The sequence below is a fragment of the Pseudomonas sp. 5P_5.1_Bac1 genome (assembly GCF_025466015.1).
GTDB lineage: Bacteria > Pseudomonadota > Gammaproteobacteria > Pseudomonadales > Pseudomonadaceae > Aquipseudomonas.
Genome location: NZ_JANLNX010000027.1, coordinates 98,901 through 125,326, shown reverse-complemented (window position 1 = coordinate 125,326; position 26,426 = coordinate 98,901). Strand labels below are relative to the sequence as shown.

The following is a 26,426-nucleotide window of genomic DNA, read 5'->3' as shown; positions in this document are numbered from 1 at the left end:
GCCCGGGCCCCCCCCCGCCCCCCCCTGGCGGCCCGCGGTGGCGCCCCAAGGGCCGGGCATCGCCTCTGAACGCCGCGTTATTCCGTAGCCGTGCTGCCGACGAAAAATGGCCACCCCCGCAGCGAATTTATTTTTCAGGCAGCTTCGATGCTGACCCAGTAGCGGGTCAGGTAACGCACCTTGACCGGCAGCGAAGCACCGAGGTTTTCCAGCAGGGTGTCGGTGTCATCGACACGGAAGGCACCGGACAGGCGCAGGTCCGCCACCGTCTCGGCGCAACGCACGACCCCGGAGCGGTAGCGGCGCAGTTCGGCGACGAAGTCGGCCAGGCGCCATTCGATCACCGTGAGCATGCCCTGGGTCCAGGCGTCGGCCCCCGGTGCGGCGGCGCTGGCCGGGGCGATGTGCTGGCGGTCGAAGCGCACGCTTTGTCCGGCGTCCAGGCGCAGGCTTTGTTGCGGTTGCCCGTGCGTGCGGATTTCCACCGCGTGCTGCTGCACGCTGACCCGGCTGACGCCGTCATCGCTGCGCACGCAGAAACGCGTGCCGAGGGCGCGGACTCGGCCTTCGCGGGTCTGCACGATGAACGGCCGGCCGCGTGGGTCGCTGGCGGTCTGCACGCTGATTTCGCCGCTGTGCAGGCGCAGCAGGCGTTGCTGGTCGTCGTAATCGATGTCCAGCGCGCTGTCGGTGTTGACCTGCAACAGGCTGCCGTCGGCCAGTTCGATCCGCCGCCGCTCGCCCTTGCCGGTGCGCACGCCGGCAAACAGCGCCTGGGCGGGTGCGCTCTCCTGGGCGATCCAGCCGCTGGCACCGGCGGCCAATAGCAACGCCAGGGTCTTGAGCACCGCACGGCGGCGGGCGCGGACCCCGGCGAGGGTCGGCAGCGCGACTTCCACCGGCAGCCGGCCCATCTGCGCCTGGACCTTTTCCACCCGCGCCCAGGCCCGGGCGTTGGCCGGGTTCTGTCCCAGCCAGTCCTGCCAGGACCTGAGCAAGGCGTCGTTGGGCGTCCCGGCGTTGAGCCGCACGTACCAGTTGGCGGCGGCTTCGAGGGTGTGCAGTTCCAGTGGCAGGGCCATGTCAGTCTTCCGTGAGCAGCAGGCAGTGGGTCATGGCGCGGGCCAGGTGTTTCTTCACGGTGTTCAGCGACACCCCGACGCGCTCGGCGGCGGCGCTGTAGCTCAGGCCTTCCAATTGCACCGCGAGGAAAATTTTGCGGGTGCGCTCGCCGAGGCCATCCAGCAGGGTATCCACCGCCACCAGGGTTTCGAGGATCAGCACGCGAGTCTCCGGCGATTCGACCACCCGTTCCGGGCGCGCCGCCAGTTCGGCGAGGTACGCCTGTTCGACGGCACGTCGGCGAAATTTGTCGATCATCAGGGCGTGGGCGATGGAGCCGAGATAACTGCGCGGCTCGCGGATAGTCTGGGCGTTGCGTGCGTTGAGCACGCGTATGAAGGTGTCCTGCGCCAGGTCGGCGGCATCGCTGGCATTGCCCAGGCGGGCGCGGAGCCAGTTTTTCAACCAGCCATTGTGTTCGCTGTAGAGGGCATGCAGGGCGGCGTGTTCGGAAGTGGACATGGCGAAGGCGAGAGGTAATTGATAATTAGTCGCAATATTGTGGTCTGTTGGTCGATTCTGCAAGCGGGCGCGCTTGACCCCGGTCGGACTCGGGCCAAGACTGCTTGACTGTCCCTTCGCATCGGCTGGATTCAGGAGAACTCATGAGCAAGGCCATTTACGTTCAACCCGGCGGCGGTTACGACAAGGTCGGCGTCGGCAACAGCGACGCCGCCGCCCCGGCAGCGGGCGAGATCACCGTGCGCCTGCACGCCAACTCCCTCAACTACCACGACTTCGCAGTGGTCAGCGGCGTGTGGGGTCCGACCGCGCCACGCATCCCCATGGCTGACGGCGCCGGCGAGGTGATCGCGGTGGGCGCGGGTGTCAGCGAGTTCGCCGTGGGCGATTCGGTGGTCAGCACCTTTTTCCCCGACTGGCTGGATGGCGAACCGCTGGTGGAAGGTTTCGCCACGGTGCCGGGCGATGGCATCGACGGCTATGCGCGGGAAGTGGTGACGGCACGGGCGACCTCGTTCACCCGCGCGCCCAAAGGCTTCAGCCACGCCGAGGCCTCGACCCTGACCACCGCCGGCCTGACCGCCTGGCGCGCGCTGATGGCCGATGATTCCCTCAAACCCGGCGACACGGTGTTGGTGCAAGGCACGGGCGGGGTGTCGATCTTCGCTCTGCAGTTCGCCAAGCTGGCCGGCGCCACGGTGATCGCCACCTCGTCCAGCGACGAAAAGCTGGAACGGCTCAAGGCCCTTGGTGCCGACGAGGTCATCAACTACCGCAGCACCCCGAACTGGGGCGAGAAGGTGCGGGCGCTGACTGACAACCGCGGCGTCGATCATGTGATCGAAGTAGGCGGCCCGGCGACTCTGGAACAATCGATGACCGCCGTACGCATCGGCGGGCATATCTCGCTGATCGGCATCCTCACCGGGGTGGCGGGGCAGTTGCCGCTGGTCCAGGCGCTGGTGCGGCAGATCCGCCTGCAGGGCGTGCTGGTGGGCAGTCGTGCGCAGCAGCAGGCGATGATCCGCGCCATCGACGCCAACGGCCTGCGTCCGGTGATCGACAAGGCGTTCGAGCTGGAGCAGATCGTCGAGGCGTTCCGTTATCAGGAGAGCAACCAGCACTTCGGCAAGATTTGCCTGAATTTCTGAAGGCAGCCGGCCCGGGCGCAGGCCGACATGCCTGTTACCGGGCGTCCTGCTCGAGGGCGTGCAATACGTCCTGGGCGAAAGCGGTCAGCTCGCGGTAGTCACCCTTGCCGTGGTGACGGTCCAGGAAGAATCCGCGTAGCCCGAAGGCACGCGGGCCGTCCCGATCGCAACGCTGGGAATCGCCCACCATCCAGTTGGTTTCACCGGGCGATGCCAGCCGCTCGCAGGTGGCCTGGTAGATCGCCTCGTCCGGTTTCATCATCCCCAGTTCGCAACTGAACGCGTAGGCATCCAGCGTCGGATACAGGCGCTGGACCGCTTCGCAGTAAGGGCTGGCGAGGTTCGAGCAGACCGCCACGCGAATGCTCTGATCCTGCAGCAGCGCGACAGCCTGCACGCCATCGGCGTAGGCCTCGATGCTGGCCAGCTCATCGCTCAGCAACTGCTGCAGCGCGCTCAGCTGTTCACGGCTGACGTCGATCCCGAGGGCGTTGGCGGCTTCTTCCAGGGATAACGGAGTCTGCATCAGCCAGCGTGTGTCATCCGCCCGGGGCTTGCGGCCTTGTGCCTGGCCCAGCTTCAACAGGCGGCGGTACGGATGCAGGGGGCGACGGATATGCAGCAGGGTGCCAAAGGCATCGAAGATCACGGCGGGGTGCGGCATCGGCAGGTTCCGTGCGACAGGGAGATGGCATTTGAACATCTTGTCGCGCCGGTGTGCAGCCCGCGCCGGCAACAATCCGAATGAACCCCGACGCGTCTGGCACGCCTAACGTGAACAGCCAAACGGGAGACGTCTTATGGAACACGGCTACTTGTGGATCACCCTGGCGGTGCTGCTGGCGCTGCTGGAAATCTGGGCCATCAAGCGCATCATCGGCAGCACCGTGCGGGCCGAAAGCAAGATGATGTGGGTCCTCTTCGTGGTGTTTGTGCCGGTCATCGGGCTGTTGGTCTGGGGCGTCAACGGCCCCAAATCCCGACCCGACGTGCCGCTGTCCAGGGAAGGCTGAGTGCCCTCAATACAACCGCGTCAGGCCATCAACCGTTCCGACAACAGCACCACGGCGATGGCGATCATCGCCGCGCCGGACAGCCGGCTGACGTTCCGCGCCGCTGAAGGCCGGGTTTGCAGAACGCTGCGCGCGCCGAAACCCACCATCAGGTAAATGATTGCGCAACTCACGGCGTGCAGCAGGCCGAGGGCGATGATCTGCACGGGCAGCGGCCAGTTGGACAGGGGATCGGTGAACTGCGGCAGCAACGCCAGGAACAGCAGGAACACCTTGGGATTCAGCCCGCTGACGCAAAAGCCCTTGATCGCCCAGCTCGACCAGGAGTCCGCCTTCTGCTCGCCGGCCTGTGGCGTCGACGGTTTCCACAGCATGTTGATGCCCATCCACAGCAGATACAGCGCGCCGGCGATGGTCATCACCGACAGCGCCAGCGGATTGCTCGCCAACAAGGCACCGGCCCCCGCCGCGACGATCACTGTCGCCAGCAGATGCCCGGAGAGCAGACCCGCCACCGCCGGCACCACCCAGCGCCCGCGAATCCCTGCGGAGATGGCGTAGGCCCAGTCCACGCCGGGGGTAATCACGAACAACAACGACACCGCCCAGAACGCGGCCAGCACACTGACAGTCATTTGAGGCTCCAGCTTTTTTCCTGTGATATGAAGGGCGAGCCGTGAGCCTCGCCGGGTTACCAGAAGAATAAGGAAGCTTGGTCAGGATTATCTTTCGTATATCCTGACGGTCCGCCTATTGAGTGGAAGAACCTTCCAGATGGACCGCATTGACCGAAATATTCTTGCCGAGCTGCAACGTGATGGTCGGCAATCGCTTACCGAACTGGCCGACCGCGTCGGCTTGAGCTTGTCGCCATGCCACCGCCGGGTGCGGGCACTGGAAGAGTCCGGGGTTATCCAGGGCTACCGCGCGTACCTGTCGCCCACCGAGCTGGGTTTGAGTTTCGCCGCGATCGTCTTCGTCACTTTGCGCGAGGGCCACCAGCAGGCGGTTCAGGATTTCGAAGCCGCCCTGCCGGAGATCCCGCAAATCCTCGAAGCGCAGCGCCTGTTCGGCGACCCGGATTACCTGCTGCGCATCGTCACTCGCGACCTGCCGGCTTTCCAGCAGCTCTACGACGAGCACCTGGCGCGGCTGCCCAATGTGCAGCGGCTGAGCTCGACGCTGGTGATGAAGCAGGTGATTCGGGATCGGCCGTTGCCGGTGTGAAAGGGAGGTTTCAGACAGAAAAAGCGCCTTCGTCCTCCGGCGTAATGGACGTATTCCGCGATGCCTATGTGGTCGAGTTCCTCATGAGTTTTACGCATTGAACATCGCGCCAACCGATAGCATTTGAAGCGGCAACCCCCTTATGGCTGCTCCAGCCTCACCCCCTGATCCCACACCAACCCGAACCGCCCCAGATACTTGCGCAACCGGTCCGCATCATTGGGCGTCTGTTTTGCCTGTCGAGAGACGGCGAACAACTGACGTCCGGCCTCGGAAAGGCTGCGGGCCTGCTGGCACACCTCGATCACCGCCTGTAGTTGCACCCGATCGAACAGGTCAAGGTTGTCCAGATCATCCCCCAGCAAGTCCCGCAACGGCTCGCGGGCGGGAGCGCAGCCCCAGGCGTGGCGCAGACGGTCGATTTCTTCATCGACCAGCGTTTGGTCGATCCGACCGCTGTCAGCCAGGGTCGCCATGCGCGTGATGGACGCGGACAGTTCGCGGAAGTTGCCGGCCCAGCGCGCTTCCGGCGAATGGGCAAACGCCAGGTAGTGACGCCGCGCTTCGAGGTTGAAGCGCACCAGTCGGCCTTGTTCCTGGGCATGCCGTTGCAGTTCGAAGTCGATGTTCGGTTCGATGTCTTCGCGCCGGCCAGCCAGCCCCGGCAGTTCGAACGTCCACAGGTTGATGCGGGCGTACAGGTCTTCGCGGAACAGGCCTTCGGCGACCCGTTCGCGCAGGTCGCGGTGGGTGCCGGCGATCAACTGGAAGTCGCTGCTGACTTCGCGGTCCGAACCCAGCGGGAAGAAGCGTTTTTCCTCGATGGCCTTGAGCAGCATGGCTTGTTCGTCCGCGCCCAGTTCGCCGATTTCGTCGAGGAACAACATGCCGCCATCCGCCGCGCGCAGCAGCCCTTCGCGGGCGTTTTGCGCGCCGGTGAAGGCGCCTTTGATATGGCCGAACAGCGCCGACATCGCGCCATCGCCGCGCAGGGTGGCGCAGTTGACCTCGACAAAGCGGCCCTGGAACTGATGCCGCGCCCGCTTGAGTTCGTAGATGCGCCGGGCCAGGAATGATTTGCCCGCGCCGGTCGGGCCGATCAGCAGCATGGGCGCGCGGGAGCGTCCGGCGACCCGCTCGATCTGCTCGATGGAGCGGTTGAACGCGGCGTTGCGCGTGGCGATGCCGGACTTGAGAAACAGCAGGCTTTCTTCGTGCTCGCGGCGAAAACGCGAGGCGATGCGGTCGTAGCGCGACAGATCTAGGTCGATGATCGCCACCCGGCCTTCGGGCTTCTGCTCTTCTTCCCGGCGCCGTGCGGGTGAGGTCTGCACCAGGCGGCCCGGCAGGTAACGCGCTTCGGTCAGCAGGAACCAGCAGATCTGCGCCACATGGGTGCCGGTGGTGATGTGCACGACGTAGTCTTCGTGCTCGGTGTCCACGGGGTAGGCGCTGACGAAATCATGCAGCGCGCCATACACCTCTTCGAAATCCCACGGGTCGCGCAGCCGCATCGGTTGCAGGCGGACTTCGGTCTGCGGCGACACTTCCCGCACGTCGGCGGCAATGCGTTCGGCCAGCCCGGTGTCGCGGGCGTCCATGCCGTGGATCAGTTCCAGGCGGTCGACTTGCAGTTCCGCCTGCTGGCACAGCCCCACGGTCGGCCGCCATTTCCCCCAGCGCGCGGCGCCCTTGCCGACACGGTCGAGGGTGGAGCCGAGGAATCCGATGGCGACTGTTTTCTTCGCTTTCATGAGTTATCCATAAAGATAAATAGCGATAGCAAAATATAAGAAAACATTAGTGCTTACTACGCTGGTTTCGGCCTTTTTGTGTGATGTCTTTATTTAAGTTCTATTTAAATCAATAACTTAATGTTTTTTTAGCGTGCGAAAAATAAAGCTGGCACGCCGCTCGCAATATCCTTCCCGACCATCGCTGATGCAGCCCACGGGCCGAGGTTCACAACCTCGCCGGTGCCCGAGCCCACCCTGGTGTCGGCCTCGTGCATGCCGCTGTATCGAAGTGGGGTCAATGCGATAGCTCAGTTGGTAGAGCAGTCACCTTCGGGTGATCGGCCGCAGGTTCGACTCCTGCTCGCAGTTCGATAGCTCAGTCGGTTAGAGCGGCCATCCCGGATGGCTTGTCGCGGGTTCGATTCCCGCTCGAACACTGCCCTGTTAAGGCAGCTACTCATCACTGCAATACCGCCGGTGTGGCGCAGGGAAAAGCGTCGTCAGCCCACGTGGCCGGCAACGCCCGACCCGATGCCAACGCCGACCCGCCCGGTCCGCTGATCGGGCCCGCGACAAGACAGGCTTCGGCTGGAGGATCCGGCCACAGGGACAGGATGTCCGTATGCCGCGTCTCTTGCGGGCTTCATCGGCGATACCCGGCGGGCCGGCGAACACCGGCACCCTGGATGACGAAATCAGAGAAGGAAAACAGATTATGAAAATGTTCAAGCGCTTTACCGTGAAGAAGAACGAACGTGGCCTGCTGTACTCGGAAGGCGACTTTCTCGCCATCCTCGAGTCGGGCACCCACCGCCATTTCGACTTTCACAACCGCTTGAGCGTGGAGACGTTCAGCCTCAATGCGCCGCTGTTCGAGCACCGTCTGGCCGGTTACCTGCGTCAGTCCGAGCCGGCGCTGGTGGAGCAGTACTTCACCCGCATGGATGTCGGCAGCGACGAGGTCGGCCTGCGTTACGAAGAGGACTGGCTGGTGGAAATCCTCCCGCCCGGCAGCCGCCAGTTGTATTGGAAAGGCCAAGCCGGACAGCGTCTGGAACGGCAGGATTTCAGCCAGGATTACCGGCTGGATGCCGCGCTGGTGGCGCGGCTGAGCCAGTCGAACTTGCGGGGCCGGACCCTGGCAGGGTTGGACGCGGTGTTGATGGTGCAGGTGCCGGCGTATCAGGTCGGCGTGCTGAAAGTCGACGGCGTGGTGCTGGAACTGCTGCCCGCGGGGCAGTACGGTTTCTGGCGTTACAACCGTCAGGTCAGCGTGGAATTGATCGACACCCGGATTCAGGCGCTGGAAGTCAGCGGCCAGGAAATCCTCACCCGCGACAAGGTGAGCCTGCGCCTGAACCTGATCGCCAACTGGCGTTACGGCGATGTACTGACGGCTTTCTCGCAACTGAGCAAGCCGCAGGAACACCTGTACCGCGAGCTGCAATTCGGCCTGCGGGCGGCGGTGGGAACCCGTAGCCTCGATGAGTTGCTGGAGAACAAGCAACTGATCGACGAGGCGGTGAACGCCCACCTTGCGGCGCGGTTGGCGGACAGCGGGATCGAGGTCACCGGGTTGGGCGTGCGCGACATCATCTTGCCTGGCGAGATGAAGACCCTGCTGGCCCAGGTGGTGGAGGCGGAAAAGTCGGCCCAGGCCAACGTGATCCGCCGCCGCGAAGAAACCTCGGCGACCCGCTCGCTGTTGAACACGGCGAAGGTGATGGAAGACAACCCCGTCGCCCTGCGCCTCAAGGAGCTGGAAACCCTGGAGCGCGTGGCCGAGCGGATCGACCGGATTTCGGTGTTCGGCGGTCTGGATCAGGTATTGAATGGATTGGTAACGCTGAAGCAGGCCTGAGCCAGGCCTGCGGGCAATGACGGAACACGATGATGAAAGACGCAACCTATCAACTGCTGGAAGTCGCCAACGGCAAGCCGGTGAAAGCCTGGATCGAAGGCGTGCCGCTGGAGCCCGATGCGCGCCAGCAACTGCTGAACACGGCGCGCATGCCGTTTATCTTCAAACACATGGCGGTGATGCCGGACGTGCACTTGGGCAAGGGCTCGACCATTGGCAGCGTGATTCCCACCCAGGGCGCGATCATTCCCGCGGCGGTGGGCGTGGATATCGGCTGCGGCATGATCGCCGCGCGCACCTCGCTGGTGGCGGCGGACCTGCCGGATAACCTGTTCGGCCTGCGCAGCGCCATCGAGAAGGCCGTGCCCCACGGCAAGACCTTCGGGCGCCGCGACCAGGGCGCCTGGGAGCACGTGCCGAACGCGGCCGACCAGGCCTGGTCGGCGATGGCCGGGCGCTTCAAGGCGATCACCGACAAGTACCCGAAGCTGGAGAAGACCAACAACCGTGCGCACCTGGGCACGCTCGGCGGGGGCAACCACTTCATCGAGGTCTGCCTGGATGAAGTGAATCGAGTCTGGTTCATGCTGCACAGCGGTTCGCGTGGGGTCGGCAATGCCATCGGCAACCTGTTCATCGAGCTGGCCCAGGCGGATATGCGTCAGCACATCGCCAACTTGCCGGATCGCAGCCTGGCCTATTTCGAGGAAGGCAGCCGGCATTACGACGATTACGTCGAGGCGGTGGGCTGGGCCCAGGACTTCGCCCGGCAGAACCGCGAGTTGATGATGCAGGCGGTGATTGCTACGGCGCGGCAGGTGATCCGCAAACCGTTCGAGGCCAACCTCGAAGCGGTGAACTGTCACCACAACTATGTGCAGAAAGAGCAGCACTTCGGCGAAGAAATACTGGTGACCCGCAAGGGCGCGGTGTCGGCGCAGAAGGGCCAGCTCGGGATCATTCCCGGCTCGATGGGGGCGAAGAGTTTCATCGTCCGCGGGCTGGGCAACGAAGAGGCGTTCTGCTCTTGCAGTCATGGCGCCGGTCGCACCATGAGCCGGACCCAGGCGAAGAAGCAGTTCACCGTGGAAGACCAGGCCCGCGCCACCGCACACGTCGAATGCCGCAAGGACAAGGACGTGATCGACGAGATCCCGATGGCCTACAAGGACATCGACGCGGTGATGCATGCCCAGCGTGAGCTGGTGGAAGTGGTGCACACGCTGCGGCAGGTGGTGTGTGTGAAGGGGTAGGGAGAACACTGCAATGAACAGAGACGAGCGACATCCATTGCCCGCCGCGATGCGCGAGCGGGTGCTGGAAGAACTGCGGCGGGTCGAGCGCGAGCAGCAGGTGCGTGTGTTGTATGCCTGCGAGTCCGGCAGCCGCGCCTGGGGCTTCGCGTCGCCGGACAGCGATTACGATGTGCGCTTCGTCTACGTGCACCGGCCGGACTGGTATCTGCGCGTGGAAGAGCCCCGCGATGTGCTGGAGCGTCCGCTGACCGACGAGCTCGACCTCAGTGGTTGGGAACTGCGCAAGGCCCTGCGCTTGCTGCGCAAGTCCAATCCGACCTTGCTGGAGTGGTTGGATTCGCCACTGGTCTATCGCCAGGACGAAGCCGCGAGCAGGCGCTTGCGCGAGCTGGCGCTGGAGTTCCATTCGCCGGCGGCGGTGCGGGCGCACTATCTGGCAATGGCGCGGAACCACTACCGCGCGTTTCTGCGCGGCGATGAAGTGCGCTACAAGAAGTACTTCTACGTCTTGCGACCGCTGTTGGCGGTGCGCTGGATAGACCAGGGACGGGGCGTGCCGCCGATGGTGTTTGAAGAGCTGCTGGCGGCAACCCTCGATGACCCGGTCCAGTGCGCGGAGATCAATGAACTGCTGCGCCTCAAGCGGCAGGTCGGAGAGGCCGCGTGTGGCCCGGTTCGCCCGGTGTTGCAGCATCTGGTGGAAACCGAGCTGCACCGAGCCGAGAGCATGAGCGCTCCGCGCACGTACATAGGAGACGTGTCGAAGCTGGATGCGTTTCTGCGGGAGTGCGTGAGCGCTACGGCTGTTTGATCGGAAAGGCACTGGTTTGCACCGGTGCCTTTTTGGTCTGTCCCAGGCTGCGGTTCACTGGAAGCTCAGAAGTGCGCCTTGACCAAGAAGCTGATAGCGCTCTGGTTGGTGCCGCCGAGGATTTCCTCGCCCAGGTAGCTGTTGTCGCTGATCCCGTACTTGTCGCTCCAGTAGTCGTACTCCACGCCTACGTAGAACTTCTCGCCCCAGCCCATGGCCTTGGCCAGGTCGTACTTGATCTGCGGGTTGAAGTGGAAGTTGGCGTGGTAGCTCTTGTCGTTGTCGACGACCCAGTCGATGAAGCCGTCGATCACCACGTTGGAGTTGCCGACCGGCACGGTGTAGCTCCACACGGGAGTGATCTGCCAGACGTTCTTGCCGTCGCGCTTGCCATCCGGGGTGCGCAGGTAGGTGTTGAGCTGGAAGTAATCGAAGCCGGGAATGTTCAGGTCGACCGCCGGGCCGATCAAATAGGCGTCGACATCGTCTTCGCCGAACTCGTAGGTCGCGGCGATGAGCACGTCCTTGATCGGGCCGAACGACAGGTTGGCGCCGCTGATCTTGCCGAGGGACAGGCGCGGGCTGATCTCGCCGTAGAAGCTGTGGCCGTCGCCCGCACCGTTGGTGGCTTCGGTGTTGTACTTGATGCCGTCGACGAAGACGAACAGGTCACCGAAGCTCCAGCCGCTGGCGTGTTCGAAGGTCACGGTCTGCTGCTTGGGCGGATCGACCTTGAAGTCGATGCCGTTGAGGTAAGTGAGGCTGTTGTCCTGCCACAGCAGAAGGTCGCCGGCCATGGCCTGACCGGTTGCCAGCAGACCGCTCGCCAGCAGCAGGGAAGTGGTGGTGCGAGTCATCGAAAGCTCCTGATTTTTGTGTTGTTCAAGCGTTGAACCTGTCGTGTTGGTCAGGCTTTTAATGAGAGAGCAAGAACGGCGCCAATTCCTGTCTTGCCGGACAGAATTGCGGTTTTTTCCGGTGTTTTTTCGTTATTGGCGGTGGGTGGGGCGATGGTGCTGTCACAACAGCGCGCAATGGCCTGGTTGCGCGCTATTGCTCAGGGCGGAGTTGCTTCAGGATGGCGCGTTGCTGCGCCATCGCGGGGCTCAGGCCTTGGTTTCCTCGCGGCGGTAGGCGTAGGTGTCGGCGAAGCGCGAGAGCATGTAGGCGCTGCAGGATACCGGCGGGTACTTGGGCGGGTTATCGCTGCCCGAGCAGTTGGGCAGGCAACTGATTTCGGTGTCCGGGTGCGGCTCGGCGAAGAACGGCATCGAGTAGCGGTCGACGCCCAGCGGGCTGATTACCCGGTGCGGGGTGGACATGTAACGGTCGTTGCTCCAGCGCGCCATCATGTCGCCAATGTTGACCACGTAGGTGCCCTCGATCGGCGGGGCGTCGATCCATTCGCCAGCCAGGTTCTGCACCTGCAAACCACCGGCATTGTCCTGATAGAGCAAGGTCACGCAGCCATAGTCGGTATGCGCGCCGGCGCCTTGCTGATCGGCGCTGCTGGCGGTTTGGCGCGGCGGGTAGTGGATCATGCGGAACACGCTGATCGGGTCGGCGAAGCGTTGGTCGAAGAAGTCCTCCTCGATGCCCAGTGCCTCGGCCATGGCGCGCAGCAGGGTCAGCGACAGTTCGTGCATGTCCTGATAGTGCTGCTGCAACAGCGCTTCCCAGCCGGGAATGTCGGGGTGACGGTTCGGGCCGCGCAGCGGCTTTTCCGCGAGCACGTCGGGATGCTCGGCGCTCATGTGGAAACCCATGTCGAAGGTTTCCTTGAGATCGCTCGGCCGGCTTGGGTCGAGTTGCTCGGTGGCAATGGCGCCGTAGCCGCGGTGGTGAGCGCTGCGGGTGATGTCGATACGCAGTTTTTCTTCCGCCGGGCGGGCGAAGAAATCTACCGCGGCGGCGTTCAGTTCGGCGATGCGCGTGGCCGGGATCGGGTGCCCCTTGATGTAGTAGAAACCCCACTGGCGGCAGGCAGCGTCGATCTGCCGGGCCACGGTCTCGCGGGCGGCGGGGGCGTCCTGGTACAGCGGGGCGATATCGATGATCGGCAGGGTGTTCATGGTTGGCTCCAAGAAGTGCGGACCCCGGTGTCGGTGGGCGGGTCCGTGGTGCTGCGAGTCTTCTCGTACCCATGCAGCGAAGAGATCGGCGGGGCCGATCTTGTGCGCGGTTCTCCGGTAGGAGGGACGGCGACACAGCCTTGAGGCGGCGCGCGATGGGCGCGGCGCGGTTATGAAACAGACGGGAGCGACTGGCGCTCCCGTCCGGCGTTTACAGCGGTACTTACTTCGGCAGTTGCGCGGTGATGCCTTTGACGTAGTAGTTCATGCCCGCCAGTTCGGCGTTGCTGGCCACGGCGCCCTCGGCGATCTTGACCGCGCCGCTCTGGTCCATGATCGGGCCGGTGAACGGGTGGAACGAGCCATCCTTGATGCTGGCGATGATCTGCTCGGCTTCGCTTTTCACGTCAGCCGGGACCAGGTCGCTGATCGGCAGCTCGACCGTGCCTTCAGCCAGGCCGCCCCAGTAATCCTGGGATTTCCAGGTGCCGTCGATGACCGCCTGGGTGCTCTTGATGTAGTGCGGGCCCCAGTTGTTGACGATGGAGGTCAGCACGGCTTTCGGCCCGAAGTGCGCCATGTCCGAGGCGTAGCCCACGGCATAGACCCCACGGCGTTCGGCGGTCTGGATCGGTGCCGGGCTGTCGGTGTGCTGGAAGACCACGTCGACGCCCTGGTCGATCAGCGCGTTGGCGGCGTCGGCTTCCTTGCCCGGATCGAACCAGGAGTTGACCCACACCACCTTGATTTCGGTACCGGGGTTGTACTTGTTCAGGGCCAGCTGGATGGCGTTGATGTCGCGCAGCACTTCCGGGATCGGGAAGGAGGCGACGTAGCCGATCTTCTTGCTCTTGGTCATCTTCGCGGCGAGGAAGCCACCGACGTAACGGCCCTCGTAGGACGTCGCCAGGTAGGTGCCGAGGTTTTTGTCCTGCTTGTAGCCGGTGGCGTGTTCGAAGGTCACTTTCGGGAACTGCTTGGCGACCTTGGCGGTGGGGTTCATGTAGCCGAACGAGGTGGCGAACACCAGGTCGTAGCCGCCCTTAGCCATGTTGCGGATCACCCGCTCGGCGTCGGCACCTTCCGGCACGTTCTCGACGAAGCTGGTGTCGACCTTGTCGCCGAACTGCTTGATCAGCGCCTGGCGGCCCTGCTCGTGCTGGTAGGTCCAGCCGTGGTCGCCGATGGGGCCGATGTAGACGAAGCCGACCTTCAGTGGATCAGCGGCGGAGGCGGACAGCGCGGTGCTCAGGCCGATGGCGGCGGCGAGGGTGCGCAGCAGGTTTTTGCTTTTCTTCTGATGCATCTGGGGTTGGCTCCTGTAGGTCTTTTATAGTGGCCGTGTCGGGCTTTTCCCTTACTGCAAAAAGCTGACCAAGCGGGCAAAAACCGGGTTTTTGCGGGGTGTGGCGGTTGGGGGGTAGCGGATCGGTTCTGGGATGGTGCGTGATGCTTTTCAGGTCGCCTTTTGCTGGTGCATCAGTGCCCCGCCTTCCACGGCTGCCCAAGGGAAACCGGCGCATACAGCCGGGTCTTGATCGCATCCCGCGACAGCACCACCAACACCAGGATGGTCGCCACATACGGCAGCATCGCTAGCAAGTTGGCCGGGAAGCTCACGCCGATTCCCTGGGCCACCAGATGAAGAATGCTGGCCAGGCCGAACAGGTACGCGCCGAGCAGCACGCGGAACACCCGCCAACTGGCGAACACCACCAGTGCCAAGGCAATCCAGCCGCGTCCGGCGGTCATGTTTTCCGCCCACATCGGTGTGTAGGCCAGCGACAGGTAACCACCGGCCAGACCGGCCATGGCCCCACCGAACAACACCGCCAGGGTCCGCACCCGCAGCACCGGCAGGCCCATGGCGCTGGCGGCGTCGGGGTTTTCGCCGACAGCTTGGAGGATCAGGCCGATGCGGCTTTTCAGCAGCACCCAGGCGATCAGACCGAACAGGACGAAGGACAGGTAAACCAGCACATCCTGGTTGAACAGCATGTGGCCGATGATCGGCAGGTCGGCCAGCAGCGGAATGGCCACCGGCTCGAAACCGGTCAGCGGTTTGCCAACCCAGGCCGCGCCGACGAAGGACGACAGGCCGACGCCGAAGATGGTCAGCGCCAGTCCGGTGGCCACCTGATTGGCCTGGCAGCCGAGCGCCACCAGGGCGAACAGCGACGACAGCAGCATGCCGGCCACGCAGGCCATGAGCACGCCGAGCCACAGGTTGCCGGTGGCGAAGGCGGCGATGAACCCAACCACCGCGCCGAACAGCATCATGCCTTCCTGGCCGAGGTTGAGAACGCCGCTCTTCTCGCACACCAGTTCGCCGAGGGCGACCAGCAACAGCGGGGTGCCGCAGCGCACCATGGCGTAGAGGATGTTGCCAAACAGATCGAGATCCATAGTCGAAGCCTCAGGCTGCGCGCAGGCAGCGGCAGCCAAGCGAAAGAGTGAGTGGGGGCGTCAGGCGCTGGCCGTTTCAGCGAGCGCGGCGCGGCGACGGTGATTCAGCTTCAGCCGTGGCGTGTAGAGGATCAGCACATCGCAGGCGAGCAGGTAGAACAGCATCATTCCCTGGAACAGCCCGGTCAGTGATTGCGGCAGGTTGAGGGTCATCTGCGCGTTCTCGCCGCCGAGGTAGAGCAGCGCCATGAGCAGGCCGGCGGCGAGGATGCCGAACGGATTGAGGCGACCGAGAAACGCCACGGTAATCGCCGCGTAGCCGTAGCCGGGCGACACCTGCGGCACCAGTTGGCCGATAGGCCCGGTGACTTCGCTGACCCCGGCCAGACCCGCCAGGCCGCCGCTGATCAGCAGGGCCAACCACACCAGACGCTTCTCGCGGAAACCGACGAAACCGGCAGCGCGCTGGTCCAGGCCCAGCACCTTGATCTGGAAGCCGAGGAAGCTCTTGTGCAGCAGCACCCACACTGCGACCAGCGCTAGCAACACGAAATACAGGCCGATGTGCACCCGACCGTCTTCGAACAGTGCCGGCAGGCGGCTGGCATCACCGAACATCGCCGACTGCGGGAAGCTGAAACCGTCGGGGTCCTTGAGCGGGCCGTGAACGAAGAACAGCAACAGGTTCAGGGCGATGTAGTTGAGCATGATGGTGGTGAGGATTTCGTTGGCGTTGAACCGCGTGCGCAGCCAGGCCGCGAGCCCGCCCCACAAAGCGCCGGCGAGGCTGCCGGCGGCGAGCACCCAGAGCAGCGCCCAGCGGCTTTCCCAATCGATGAGGTGGATGGCCAGGGCGCTGCCGGCCAGTGCGCCTATCAGCAACTGGCCTTCGGCGCCGATGTTCCAGATGCGCGCCTGGTACGCCACGGACAAGCCGAAGGCGCAGAGCAGGATCGGCAGCGCCTTGAGCAGCAACTCGGAGATGCCGTAGAAGTCGCTGATCGGCTCGATCAGCAGGGTGTGGAAAGTCTGCAACGGATCGTGACCCAGCGCGGCGAACAGGATCGCCCCGCTGATCAGGGTCAACAGCCCGGCGAGCAACGGCGAAAGCAGGAGCATGGCGCGCGACTGCTGGGTACGGGGTTCGAGGGATAACAGCATGGTGGGCTCTCGTCAGGCGGCGTCTTGCGGGGCATCGAACTGGCCGGCCATCCAGCCGCCGACCTCCACGGGATGGGTGTCGGCGGTGGCCTTCAGCGGCGACAGGCGCCCGCTGCACAGGGCGCCGATCCGGTCGCTGATCTGGAACAGCTCATCGAGGTCTTCCGAGATCACCAGGATCGCCGCCCCGGCGTCGCGCAGGGCGATCAGCGCGCGGTGGATCGCGGCGGCGGCCCCCACGTCGACGCCCCAGGTCGGGTGCGCGGCGACCAGCAACTTGGGGTTCTGCAGGATCTCGCGACCGAGGATGAATTTCTGCAGATTGCCGCCGGACAGGCTGCGTGCTGCGGTGTGGGCGTCCGGGGTTTTCACCGCGAAGCGCTGAATGATCTCTTCGGCCAGCGCCAGCACCTTGCCCGAGCGGATCAGGCCACGGCTGACCAGTCCCTGCTGGAAGGCGGTAAGCAGGGCGTTGTCGGCCAGGCTCATGTCCGGCACAGCGCCGTGACCGAGGCGTTCGGCGGGAACGAACGCCAGGCCCAGGGCGCGGCGGGCGTCCGGGTACAGGTTGGCCATCGGCTGGTTGTCGAGGGTGACGCGCTCGCGTTCGCTGGCGGGCAGGCGCGTCTCGCCGCTGAGCAGCGCGAGCAATTCGTCCTGGCCATTGCCGGCGACCCCGGCGATACCGACGATCTCGCCGCTGCGCACTTCCAGGCGCAGGTGCTCGAAGGACGTGCCGAACGGATCCTTGTTGCGCCAGCTCAGGTCGTCCACCCGCAGGCGCGGCAGGCCGCCGGCGGTCTTCGCGTAACTGGCCTCCAGCCCCTCCGCGTCGCCGACCATCAGCCGCGCCAGTTCCAGGTCACTGCAACGGGCCGGCACGCAGTCGCCGGATACCCGGCCGCCACGCAACACCGTGGCGCTGTGGCACAGCGCGCGGACTTCGCCGAGCTTGTGGCTGATGAACAGAATGCTGCAGCCCTCCGCGGCGAGGGCGCGCAGGGTGATGAACAGCTCATCGACCTCTTGCGGAGTCAGTACCGAGGTGGGCTCGTCGAGGATCAACAGCTTGATCTCCTGCATCAGGCAACGAACGATCTCCACCCGCTGGCGCTCACCGATCGACAGGCTGTGCACCAGCCGTTCCGGCTCCAGGCCCATACCGTAGCGCTGCGACACCTCCCGGATTCGCGGCGCCAGTTGCTTCGGCGTACCGGCTTCGCGGCCCAGCGCCAGAGCGATGTTCTCCGCCACGGTCAGCGTCTCGAACAGCGAAAAATGCTGGAACACCATGCCGATGCCGAGACCACGGGCTTGTGCCGGGTCGCGCACCTGAACCGGCTGGCCCTCCCACAGCACCTCGCCGGAATCCGGAGCGGTAACGCCGTAGATGATCTTCATCAGCGTGCTCTTGCCGGCGCCGTTCTCGCCAAGCAAGGCATGGATTTCACCGGCGTCGATACGCAGGTCAATGCGGTCGTTGGCCAGCGTGCCAGGGTAGCGCTTGGTGATGGCACGCAACTCCAGGCGCAGGGGGGATTCGGACATGGGACTGCTCGGTGGTGATTGTTTTGAACAGCTTCAAAGCAAAAACATGGCCAAGTGGTCAGATTATTTGCTGAGGCCCGTGTCAGAGGGCTTCGGGGAGGGGTGTCAGAAGATTCTTGCGTGACGGGGTAGGGCGGGTGTGTGGTTTTGGGGCGCGGGGGAGCGCCAATCTGGTGCGGGGCGGCGGGGCGGCGGGGCTGTCGCGTGAAGCGTTTTGCACAGGCACAAAAAAGGCACTTTGCGAGATTCGCGAAGTGCCTGATTTGTTTAGCGTTTGGTGGGCCCGGGGTAATTTGAACAGGAAATATAATTATATGATTTTATTGTAGAAAATCTGGTTAGATTCTTTCATGGAATACCGTTCGGAATACCAGCCTCTGATCTAACGCTTCCGGAGAATCTGACCAAGGTGCAACCCTGCCTCTGCTTCGTTGAGAATGAACCTCTCTAGGATTTTCGTCCTTTGATAGGCGAGATCTGAATGCGCGGGCTAACGTGCACCACGTCATGCGTTACCTGGTCAAGAATGATCAGTATCTGCGGCTCAAACCAGTGGGTGCTCGTTGCCTACGAAAGGGACGGATAGAGAAGGGGGGGGAGGCCGGCGCTTGTGATGCTGGTGGAGCCCAGGCCTGCCGATGGTTTATTCCCTTGTAATGACTCTAGGCTGATATGGGCGCTGATGGATGGCAGAAAGTAGAGCGCTGCCGACAGCACTACCAGTCGGTGTCGAACTGAATCTGACAGAACTCAGCAAGGGCCGTGCTCTTGATGAATGCCTGCATCATTCCCTTGATCATCGCTTGGCAGGTAAGAACAAGAACTTGTCAGTAGTTGATCGTGCGCAAGGCCTGGCACCGGCATCGTTTTGGCTTGATGTGGATGCGGTTGCTCAATCCGAACTCGCCAGTCCAGCCCTCAGTCGCGCGCTGCATTCCGATAATGCAGTCAGTGTCGAGCTGCTGTTGCACCTCGCTAGCTCACGAAGGAGCCTGCCGAGTAGCGGCTGAAGCGGATCTCCTACTTGGGCTCAATCTCCAAGCAAGCCAAAAATCGATAAAATTTGTTTTTGATTGAAAAATTTGAGTCTGACTAACAAAATGTCGTACCAAGAAAAGCGTCGCGTTACTTTCAGGGTTTCGCGAGAAGACAAATTGCTAGGGGGCACAGCCATGATCCGCTGCCACCTCGCCCGCATGATGGGCGAGCACAAGATGCGTATTGCTGATGTTGCCAGAGAAACAGGGCTAAGCCGCGCCACGGTAACCCTGCTCTACAAAGAAACAGCGCAGAAAGTGGATCTGGAAGCCATTGAGAGGCTGTGCCTGCTGTTTGAATGCCAAATAGGCGATCTGTTTGAGCTGATACAAACATAGATGGCGCTGCCGCCAAGGCCCCAGATCACAAACAGACGTCTTAACGACATCAAACAAATGACAAACATTTAGATAATCAATAGGAATACCCCATGACCAGCACCCAACAACGCGCCGCCCTGCAACGCCAGATTTGGGCAATTGCTAACGATGTTCGTGGCGCAGTCGATGGTTGGGACTTTAAGCAGTACGTGCTTGGCACCTTGTTCTACCGTTTCATCAGCGAAAACTTCGCCAGCTACATTGAGGGCGGAGACGACAGCATCAAATACGCTGAGTTGCCCGATAAGGTCATCACCGCAGATATCAAAGACGATGCCATTAAAACCAAGGGCTACTTCATCTACCCCAGCCAGTTGTTTGCCACTATCGCTGCCGGCGCCAACACCAACGAAAGCCTGAACACCGATCTAGCCGCCATCTTTGCCGCTATCGAAAGCTCAGCAAACGGCTACCCCTCCGAGCGCGACATCAAAGGCCTGTTTGCCGATTTTGATACCACCAGCAACCGTCTGGGCAATACCGTAAAGGACAAGAATGCGCGCCTCGCCGACGTGCTCAAAGGTGTAGCCAAGTTGGACTTTGGCACCTTTGACGAAAGCCACATCGACCTGTTTGGCGACGCTTACGAATTCCTCATCTCCAACTACGCCGCCAATGCCGGCAAATCGGGCGGTGAGTTCTTCACTCCACAGCAGGTCTCCAAGCTGATTGCCCAGCTCGCCATGCACAAGCAAACCAGTATCAACAAGATCTACGATCCCGCTTGCGGATCGGGCTCGCTGCTGCTGCAAGCCAAGAGGCACTTTGATGAACACATCATCGAAGACGGTTTTTTCGGTCAGGAACTCAACCACACCACGTATAACCTGGCGCGGATGAATATGTTCCTCCACAACGTCAACTACGACAAATTCAATATCCAGCTCGGTGATACGCTGATCGAGCCGCACTTTGGCGACGATAAACCCTTCGATGCCATCGTCTCCAACCCGCCGTATTCGGTGAAGTGGAAGGGGGCGGACGACCCCACCCTGATCAACGATGACCGCTTTGCGCCTGCCGGTGTGCTAGCCCCCAAATCCAAAGCTGACTTTGCTTTTGTGCTGCATGCACTGAGTTACCTCTCCAGCAAAGGCCGAGCGGCGATTGTCTGCTTCCCTGGTATTTTTTACCGTGGCGGCGCTGAGCAGAAAATTCGTCAATATTTGGTGGATAACAACTACGTCGAAACCGTGATTTCGCTCGCACCCAACCTGTTCTTTGGCACCACCATTGCAGTCAATATTCTGGTGCTGTCCAAACACAAAACGGACACCAACACGCAGTTCATTGATGCCAGCGGCAAAGATTATTTCAAGAAGGAAACCAACAACAACGTGCTGCTGGATACGCACATAGACCAGATCATGGCGGTGTTCGACAGCAAGGCGAATGTGGAGCACTTCGCCTTGTCCGTTCCGTTCGAGAAAGTGGCCGCCAACGACTACAACCTGTCGGTCAGCAGTTATGTCGAAGCCAAAGACATCCGCGAAGTGGTGGAGATTGCTCAGCTTAATGCCGAGTTGAAAACCACCGTCGCCAGGATCGACCGGCTTCGGATGGATATTGATTGCATCGTCGCAGAGATTGAAGGCGAGGAGCTGGAAGCATGAGCGGAGTGACCCTTTTGGAAAAGCTGCTGGATGGCGCAGGAGTGGAGCGGCGGGCGCTGGGGACCCTTGGCAAACTAGTTCGTGGCAACGGCTTGCAAAAGAAGGACTTCACTGACGCAGGTGTGCCGGCTATCCACTACGGCCAGATATATACCTATTACGGCCTATCCACGACTGAAACAAAATCCTTTGTTTCACCTGAGCTAGCTAAGCAGCTAAAGAAGGTAAACAAGGGTGATGTTGTAATCACCAACACAAGTGAAAACCTTGAAGATGTAGGCAAAGCGCTGGTTTATCTTGGCGAGCCGCAAGCAGTTACGGGCGGACATGCAACCGTATTGAAGCCCGGAGACCTTCTTCTGGGAAAATACTTTGCTTATTTCACTCAAACAAACGAATTTGCGTCTGAAAAAAGAAAATATGCAAAGGGTGCAAAGGTAATTGATATTTCTGCCACAGATATGGCAAAAATCCCAATTCCACTCCCCTGTCCAGAAAACCCCAAAAAATCGCTGGAAATCCAGACCGAAATCGTCCGTATTCTGGACGCATTTAGCGAGCTTACACGCGAGCTTACACGCGAGCTTATAGCCCGTAAAAAACAATACAACCACTATCGCGGCCAGTTTTTGAGTTTTGAGGAAGGGGACGTGGAGTGGAAGACGTTGGGGGAGCTTGCTGAAAACCTTGACTCAAAGCGCAAGCCTATAAGAAGTGGACTAAGAGATGTTGGTGATATTCCATACTACGGCGCATCGGGCATTGTCGATTACGTTAAAGATTACATTTTTGATGGTGACTTTTTGCTTGTTTCTGAAGACGGTGCAAATTTGTTGGCACGAAACACGCCAATAGCATTTAGTGTTAGCGGTAAAAGCTGGGTAAATAACCACGCACATGTGCTTAAATTCGAGACATATGCCGAAAGAAGATACGTTGAGTATTACTTAAACAGTATTGATTTAACGCCATACATTTCAGGGGCTGCTCAGCCGAAGCTGAATCAAAAGAATTTAAATGGCATTAAAATTCCAAATCCTTCACCTGAAGAAAAAGAACGCATCGTCGCCATCCTCGACAAATTCGACGCCCTCACCAGCTCTATCACCGAAGGCTTACCGCGCGAAATTGCGTTGCGCCAACAGCAATACGAGCATTACCGCGATTTGCTGCTGAGCTTCCCTGAGCCTGAAGAAGTGGTGGTATAACATGAGCAAGACGCTAACGGAAATTGCTCAACAACTGAGTACACCAAAAACAGTTAAAAAAACTGTACCTGAAAAAACCAAGGAGGTTGAAGAAGCCAAGCCGGTTCCAAAGGTGCAGTTGATATATGCCTTTAACGGTACAGGCAAGACACGCCTTTCACGGGAGTTCAAGCAGCTGATTGCGCCCAAAGCCGATGACAATGAGGGCGATGGTGAACCCAATCAGGATGAGTTGACGCGCAACAAGGTCCTTTATTACAACGCTTTTACGGAGGACTTGTTTTATTGGGATAACGATCTGGAGAGTGATGCAGAACCGAAACTCAAAATTCAGCCCAATTCTTATACAGACTGGCTGCTCACTCTACTCAAAGATCTGGGTCAAGATAGAAACATCGTTACATACTTCCAGCGATATGCGAATGACAAACTAACTCCGCATTTCAGCGAAGATTTTACTGAAGTTAGCTTTTCATTAGAGCGAGGTGACGATGAGCGTACCGGTCATATCAAAATATCAAAAGGTGAAGAAAGCAACTTTATCTGGAGCGTTTTTCACACTCTGCTAGATCAGGTGGTAACGATTTTAAATATCGTCGAGCCTAGCGAGAGAGAAACCAACCAGTTCGATAAGTTGGAATACGTGTTTATTGATGATCCAGTCAGCTCTCTGGATGAGAATCATTTAATTGAATTGGCTGTCAACTTGGCGAGCTTGATAAAATCCAGTCAATCTTCTCTAAAGTTCATCATTACAACGCATAGTCCGCTGTTTTATAACGTACTGCACAATGAGCTAAAAAATAAAACCTGTTACATGCTAGGGCGACTTGAGGATGGCACCTTTGATCTGGCTGAAAAGCAGGGTGACTCCGATACGAGTTTTTCCTATCACTTGCACCTTAAGAAAATTCTTGAGAAAGCAATTGCTGATAATCAGGTGCAAAAATATCACTTTACACTCTTGCGTAATTTGTATGAGAAAACAGCCAGTTATCTGGGCTATCCAAGATGGGCGGAGCTTTTGCCGGATGATAAACAAACCTATTTAAAATTTATTATTCAATTTACCAGTCATAGCACCTTATCCCATGAAACCGTCGCCGAGCCCAGTGAGCCAGAAAAAAATACGGTCGCGCTATTGCTTAATCACTTGACGAACACCTACAGATTTTGGCAACAGGAAAATCAAAATGGTTGATTACACAAAGCCCATCGCCGAATCGAATAGCTTCATCGTTCTGGACAAATACACCCAAGAATGGAAGGTCGCAGAATACTACCAAAGCGAAGGCGACCTAGAGCGAGAGTTCATTCAAGACATGCAGAATCAGGGCTACGAGTATGCCCTTGGTTTAAACACGCCTGCGAAACTTCTGTCCAATGCGCGCGAGCAGTTGCAGGCATTGAACAGCATGCAGTTTCTTGAAGGCGAGTGGCAGCGCTTTGTTGAAACCTATCTGGACAGACCCAGCGACAGCATCGTCGATAAAACCCGCAAGATCCATGATGACTATATCCATGACTTTGTGTTTGACGATGGTCATATTCAGAACATCTATCTGCTGGATAAAAAGAATATTGCCCGCAATAAGGTGCAGGTGATCAAGCAGTTTGAGCAAGCGGGCAGCCATGCCAACCGATACGATGTGACGATCTTGGTCAATGGTCTGCCGCTGGTGCAGGTGGAGCTGAAGAAGCGAGGCGTGGCGATTCGCGAAGCCTTTAATCAGGTGCACCGTTACAGCAAAGAAAGCTTTAACAGCGAGCAGTCTTTGTTCAAGTATCTGCAACTGTTTGTCATTTCCAACGGCACCGATAGTCGTTATTTCGCCAACACCACCCAGCGCAACAAAAACAGCTTCGACTTCACCATGAATTGGGCAAAGTCGGATAACAGCCTGATCAAAGACCTGAAAGACTTTACCGCTACGTTCTTTCAGAAAAATACCCTGCTCAATGTGTTGCTGCATTATTCGGTGTTTGATGTCAGCAATGCGCTGTTGGTAATGCGTCCCTACCAAATTGCCGCCACTGAGCGAATTTTGTGGAAGATCAACAGCGCCTATCAGGCCAAGAGCTGGAGCCAGCTTGAGGGCGGCGGCTTTATTTGGCACACCACCGGCTCAGGCAAGACGCTGACCAGTTTTAAAGCGGCACGTTTGGCTACCGAGCTGGAGTTCATCGACAAAGTGTTCTTCGTGGTGGATCGCAAGGATCTGGATTACCAGACCATGAAGGAATACCAGCGTTTTTCACCGGATAGTGTGAATGGCTCTGACTCTACCGCCGGCCTGAAGCGCAATCTGGATAAGGACGACAACAAGATTGTCGTCACCACGATCCAGAAGCTCAATAACCTGATGAAGAGCGAAGGCGACCTACCCATCTACAACAAGCAGGTGGTGTTTATTTTTGATGAATGCCACCGCAGCCAGTTTGGCGAAGCTCAGAAAAATCTGAAGAAGAAATTCAAAAAATTCTATCAGTTTGGCTTTACCGGCACGCCGATTTTCCCGCAAAACGCCCTGGGCGCAGACACTACTGCCAGCGTGTTTGGTCGGGAGTTGCATTCTTATGTAATAACCGACGCCATTCGTGATGAAAAGGTGCTCAAGTTTAAGGTGGACTACAACGATGTGCGCCCGCAGTTCAAAGCCATCGAAACCGAAAAGGACGAGAAAAAGCTGAGCGCGGCAGAGAACAAGCAAGCCCTGTTGCACCCCGACCGTATCCGCGAGATTACGCAGTACATCCTGAATAACTTCCGGCAGAAAACCCACCGCCTGCAATCTGCGACAAAAGGCTTCAACGCCATGTTTGCGGTTAGCAGCGTGGATGCAGCCAAGCTGTACTACGAGTGCTTCAGGGAACTGCAGAAGAGCAGCGACAAACCACTGAGGGTGGCCACTATCTTCTCGTTCGCTGCCAATGAGGAGCAGGATGCGATTGGCGACATTCAGGACGAAAGTTTTGATGTGGCTGCCATGAACAGCAGTGCCAAGGAGTTCTTAAGCGCGGCCATTGTCGACTACAACACGCTGTTCAAAACCAACTTCAGCGTGGACAGCAATGGCTTCCAGAATTACTACCGTGATCTGGCCAAGCAGGTCAAAGCCAAGGAAATTGACCTGCTGATCGTGGTCGGCATGTTCCTGACCGGCTTTGACGCCCCCACGCTGAACACCCTGTTTGTGGACAAGAACCTGCGCTACCACGGTTTGATGCAGGCTTACTCGCGCACCAATCGAATTTTCGACGCCACCAAGACCTTTGGCAATATCGTTACTTTCCGAGATCTGGAACAGGCGACCATCGATGCCATTACCTTGTTTGGAGATAAAAGCACCAAGAATGTGGTGTTGGAGAAGAGCTATAAGGAATACATGGAGGGCTTTACCGATGTGGCGACAGGTGAAGCACGGCGCGGTTTTGTGGGAGTGGTGAATGAGTTGGAACAGCGTTTTCCTGACCCTTCAGCCATTGAAAAAGAGTCCGATAAAAAAGCCTTCGCAAAACTGTTCGGCGAATATTTGCGCGTTGAGAACGTGCTGCAGAACTACGATGAATTTGCCAGCCTGAAGGCTTTGCAAAGTGTCGACCTCAATGATCCGGAGGCAGTCGAGGCATTCAAGACTAAGCACTATTTAAACGATGAGGATCTGGCTGCGTTGCAAGCAATCAAGATACCAGCAGAACGGAAAATTCAGGACTATCGTTCAACCTATAACGATGTTCGCGACTGGCTGCGTCGGGAGAAATTCTCCAACGATAAAGAAAAATCGACTATCGATTGGGATGATGTGGTCTTTGAGGTGGACCTGCTCAAGTCGCAAGAAATCAACCTAGATTACATCCTAGAGCTGATCTTCGAGCACAACAAAAAGATCAAGAGCAAGTCCGACCTAGTGGATGAAGTACGTCGCGTGATTCGCGCAAGTCTGGGCAACCGCGCCAAAGAGAGCTTGCTTGTGGACTTCATCAATCAAACCGACCTTGACCAGATTGGCGATAAGGCCAGTGTGATAGACGCCTTCTTCATTTTCGCCCAAGCGGAACAACAACGAGAGGCTCAGGAGCTTATTAGCGCTGAGAACCTCAATGCAGAAGCGGCCAGACGCTATATCACCACTTCTCTGAAGCGGGAGTTCGCCAGCGACAGCGGTACAGAACTCAACGCCGTACTACCCAAGATGAGCCCGCTGAACCCTCAATACCTGACCAAGAAGCAGAGCGTGTTCCAAAAGATCGCTGCGTTTGTCGAGAAGTTCAAAGGTGTGGGTGGGAGCATTAAATAAAAGCGGCATGAGGCGGATAGGGAGCTCAGTAGCCCTCTGTCCACCTCATGCCGTTTATTCGAT

The 26,426-nt window shown here is 59.5% G+C and carries 23 protein-coding genes and 1 tRNA gene; 13 read left to right on the top strand and 11 right to left on the bottom strand.

What is annotated here, in order from left to right; translation table 11 throughout:
• Nucleotides 1-134: 134 nt before the first annotated feature.
• Together NTD82_RS05445 and NTD82_RS05440 are read right to left on the bottom strand one after the other, a co-directional pair.
• Nucleotides 135-1,082 (bottom strand): FecR domain-containing protein, encoded by a 948-nt coding sequence (locus NTD82_RS05445; protein ID WP_262128020.1) that lies wholly within the window; start codon nt 1,080-1,082, stop codon nt 135-137.
• A 1-nt stretch (nt 1,083) separates the two neighbouring features.
• Nucleotides 1,084-1,584 carry a sigma-70 family RNA polymerase sigma factor gene (locus tag NTD82_RS05440; protein WP_262128019.1) on the bottom strand — a complete coding sequence of 167 codons (501 nt, stop codon included), beginning with the start codon at nt 1,582-1,584 and terminating at the stop codon, nt 1,084-1,086.
• 143 nt (nt 1,585-1,727) lie between these two features.
• Here NTD82_RS05440 and NTD82_RS05435 point away from each other — a divergent pair, with 143 nt between their 5' ends.
• Nucleotides 1,728-2,735 (top strand): zinc-dependent alcohol dehydrogenase family protein, encoded by a 1,008-nt coding sequence (locus NTD82_RS05435; protein WP_262128018.1) that lies wholly within the window; start codon nt 1,728-1,730, stop codon nt 2,733-2,735.
• Nucleotides 2,736-2,769: 34 nt separating this feature from the next.
• On the opposite strand, the gene NTD82_RS05430 is transcribed toward NTD82_RS05435, so the two are convergent.
• Nucleotides 2,770-3,399, bottom strand: coding sequence for an HAD family hydrolase (locus tag NTD82_RS05430; protein ID WP_262128017.1), 630 nt, complete (start codon nt 3,397-3,399; stop codon nt 2,770-2,772).
• A 136-nt stretch (nt 3,400-3,535) separates the two neighbouring features.
• Between NTD82_RS05430 and NTD82_RS05425 the strand changes: the two genes are divergently transcribed.
• Nucleotides 3,536-3,748 (top strand): PLD nuclease N-terminal domain-containing protein, encoded by a 213-nt coding sequence (locus NTD82_RS05425; protein WP_095159971.1) that lies wholly within the window; start codon nt 3,536-3,538, stop codon nt 3,746-3,748.
• A gap of 20 nt (nt 3,749-3,768) precedes the next feature.
• Here the strand turns inward: NTD82_RS05425 and NTD82_RS05420 are convergent, their stop codons facing one another.
• On the bottom strand, nt 3,769-4,383 hold the full coding sequence (locus tag NTD82_RS05420; protein ID WP_095159970.1) for a LysE family translocator: 615 nt from the start codon (nt 4,381-4,383) through the stop codon (nt 3,769-3,771).
• Nucleotides 4,384-4,522: 139 nt separating this feature from the next.
• On the opposite strand from NTD82_RS05420, the gene NTD82_RS05415 reads away from it, so the two are divergent.
• Nucleotides 4,523-4,975, top strand: coding sequence for an Lrp/AsnC family transcriptional regulator (locus NTD82_RS05415; protein ID WP_095159969.1), 453 nt, complete (start codon nt 4,523-4,525; stop codon nt 4,973-4,975).
• A gap of 140 nt (nt 4,976-5,115) precedes the next feature.
• On the opposite strand, the gene rtcR is transcribed toward NTD82_RS05415, so the two are convergent.
• A complete protein-coding gene (rtcR, locus tag NTD82_RS05410) occupies nt 5,116-6,729 on the bottom strand; it encodes an RNA repair transcriptional activator RtcR (protein ID WP_262128016.1) in 1,614 nt (537 codons plus the stop codon).
• A 279-nt stretch (nt 6,730-7,008) separates the two neighbouring features.
• Between rtcR and NTD82_RS05405 the strand changes: the two genes are divergently transcribed.
• From NTD82_RS05405 to NTD82_RS05390, 4 genes are all read left to right on the top strand, one after another.
• Nucleotides 7,009-7,077, top strand: a tRNA-OTHER gene (locus NTD82_RS05405).
• Between the two features lie 349 nt (nt 7,078-7,426).
• Complete coding sequence (locus tag NTD82_RS05400) at nt 7,427-8,572, top strand: slipin family protein (protein ID WP_262128015.1); 1,146 nt, start codon at nt 7,427-7,429, stop codon at nt 8,570-8,572.
• Between the two features lie 32 nt (nt 8,573-8,604).
• Entirely contained in the window at nt 8,605-9,825 is a 1,221-nt protein-coding gene (locus NTD82_RS05395) for an RtcB family protein (protein WP_262128014.1), read from the top strand.
• 13 nt (nt 9,826-9,838) lie between these two features.
• Nucleotides 9,839-10,639 carry a nucleotidyltransferase domain-containing protein gene (locus NTD82_RS05390; RefSeq protein ID WP_262128013.1) on the top strand — a complete coding sequence of 267 codons (801 nt, stop codon included), beginning with the start codon at nt 9,839-9,841 and terminating at the stop codon, nt 10,637-10,639.
• A gap of 65 nt (nt 10,640-10,704) precedes the next feature.
• Here the strand turns inward: NTD82_RS05390 and NTD82_RS05385 are convergent, their stop codons facing one another.
• From NTD82_RS05385 to NTD82_RS05360, 6 genes are all read right to left on the bottom strand, one after another.
• Nucleotides 10,705-11,496, bottom strand: a complete 792-nt coding sequence (locus tag NTD82_RS05385; protein WP_262128012.1) for an outer membrane protein OmpK — start codon at nt 11,494-11,496, stop codon at nt 10,705-10,707.
• A gap of 249 nt (nt 11,497-11,745) precedes the next feature.
• Complete coding sequence (locus NTD82_RS05380; protein WP_262128011.1) at nt 11,746-12,711, bottom strand: 2-oxoglutarate and iron-dependent oxygenase domain-containing protein; 966 nt, start codon at nt 12,709-12,711, stop codon at nt 11,746-11,748.
• Nucleotides 12,712-12,934: 223 nt separating this feature from the next.
• Entirely contained in the window at nt 12,935-14,017 is a 1,083-nt protein-coding gene (locus NTD82_RS05375) for a BMP family ABC transporter substrate-binding protein (protein WP_262128010.1), read from the bottom strand.
• A gap of 173 nt (nt 14,018-14,190) precedes the next feature.
• The gene (locus NTD82_RS05370; protein WP_262128009.1) at nt 14,191-15,117 is read right to left on the bottom strand and encodes an ABC transporter permease; all 927 of its coding nucleotides are present in this window, start codon (nt 15,115-15,117) and stop codon (nt 14,191-14,193) included.
• A gap of 60 nt (nt 15,118-15,177) precedes the next feature.
• On the bottom strand, nt 15,178-16,278 hold the full coding sequence (locus NTD82_RS05365) for an ABC transporter permease (RefSeq protein ID WP_262128008.1): 1,101 nt from the start codon (nt 16,276-16,278) through the stop codon (nt 15,178-15,180).
• Nucleotides 16,279-16,290: 12 nt separating this feature from the next.
• Nucleotides 16,291-17,826, bottom strand: a complete 1,536-nt coding sequence (locus NTD82_RS05360; RefSeq protein WP_262128007.1) for an ABC transporter ATP-binding protein — start codon at nt 17,824-17,826, stop codon at nt 16,291-16,293.
• Between the two features lie 686 nt (nt 17,827-18,512).
• Between NTD82_RS05360 and NTD82_RS05350 the strand changes: the two genes are divergently transcribed.
• From NTD82_RS05350 to NTD82_RS05325, 6 genes are all read left to right on the top strand, one after another.
• Entirely contained in the window at nt 18,513-18,836 is a 324-nt protein-coding gene (locus tag NTD82_RS05350; RefSeq protein ID WP_262128006.1) for a hypothetical protein, read from the top strand.
• A 162-nt stretch (nt 18,837-18,998) separates the two neighbouring features.
• A complete protein-coding gene (locus tag NTD82_RS05345) occupies nt 18,999-19,202 on the top strand; it encodes a helix-turn-helix domain-containing protein (RefSeq protein ID WP_262128005.1) in 204 nt (67 codons plus the stop codon).
• A gap of 92 nt (nt 19,203-19,294) precedes the next feature.
• A complete protein-coding gene (locus NTD82_RS05340) occupies nt 19,295-20,857 on the top strand; it encodes a type I restriction-modification system subunit M (protein ID WP_262128004.1) in 1,563 nt (520 codons plus the stop codon).
• Nucleotides 20,854-22,065 carry a restriction endonuclease subunit S gene (locus NTD82_RS05335; RefSeq protein WP_262128003.1) on the top strand — a complete coding sequence of 404 codons (1,212 nt, stop codon included), beginning with the start codon at nt 20,854-20,856 and terminating at the stop codon, nt 22,063-22,065. Before NTD82_RS05340 ends, NTD82_RS05335 begins: the two co-directional genes overlap by 4 nt.
• 1 nt (nt 22,066) lies before the next feature.
• Entirely contained in the window at nt 22,067-23,266 is a 1,200-nt protein-coding gene (locus NTD82_RS05330; protein ID WP_262128002.1) for an AAA family ATPase, read from the top strand.
• Complete coding sequence (locus NTD82_RS05325) at nt 23,259-26,363, top strand: HsdR family type I site-specific deoxyribonuclease (protein ID WP_262128001.1); 3,105 nt, start codon at nt 23,259-23,261, stop codon at nt 26,361-26,363. The genes NTD82_RS05330 and NTD82_RS05325 overlap by 8 nt, the downstream gene beginning before the upstream one ends.
• The last annotated feature ends 63 nt before the right edge of the window (nt 26,364-26,426 follow it).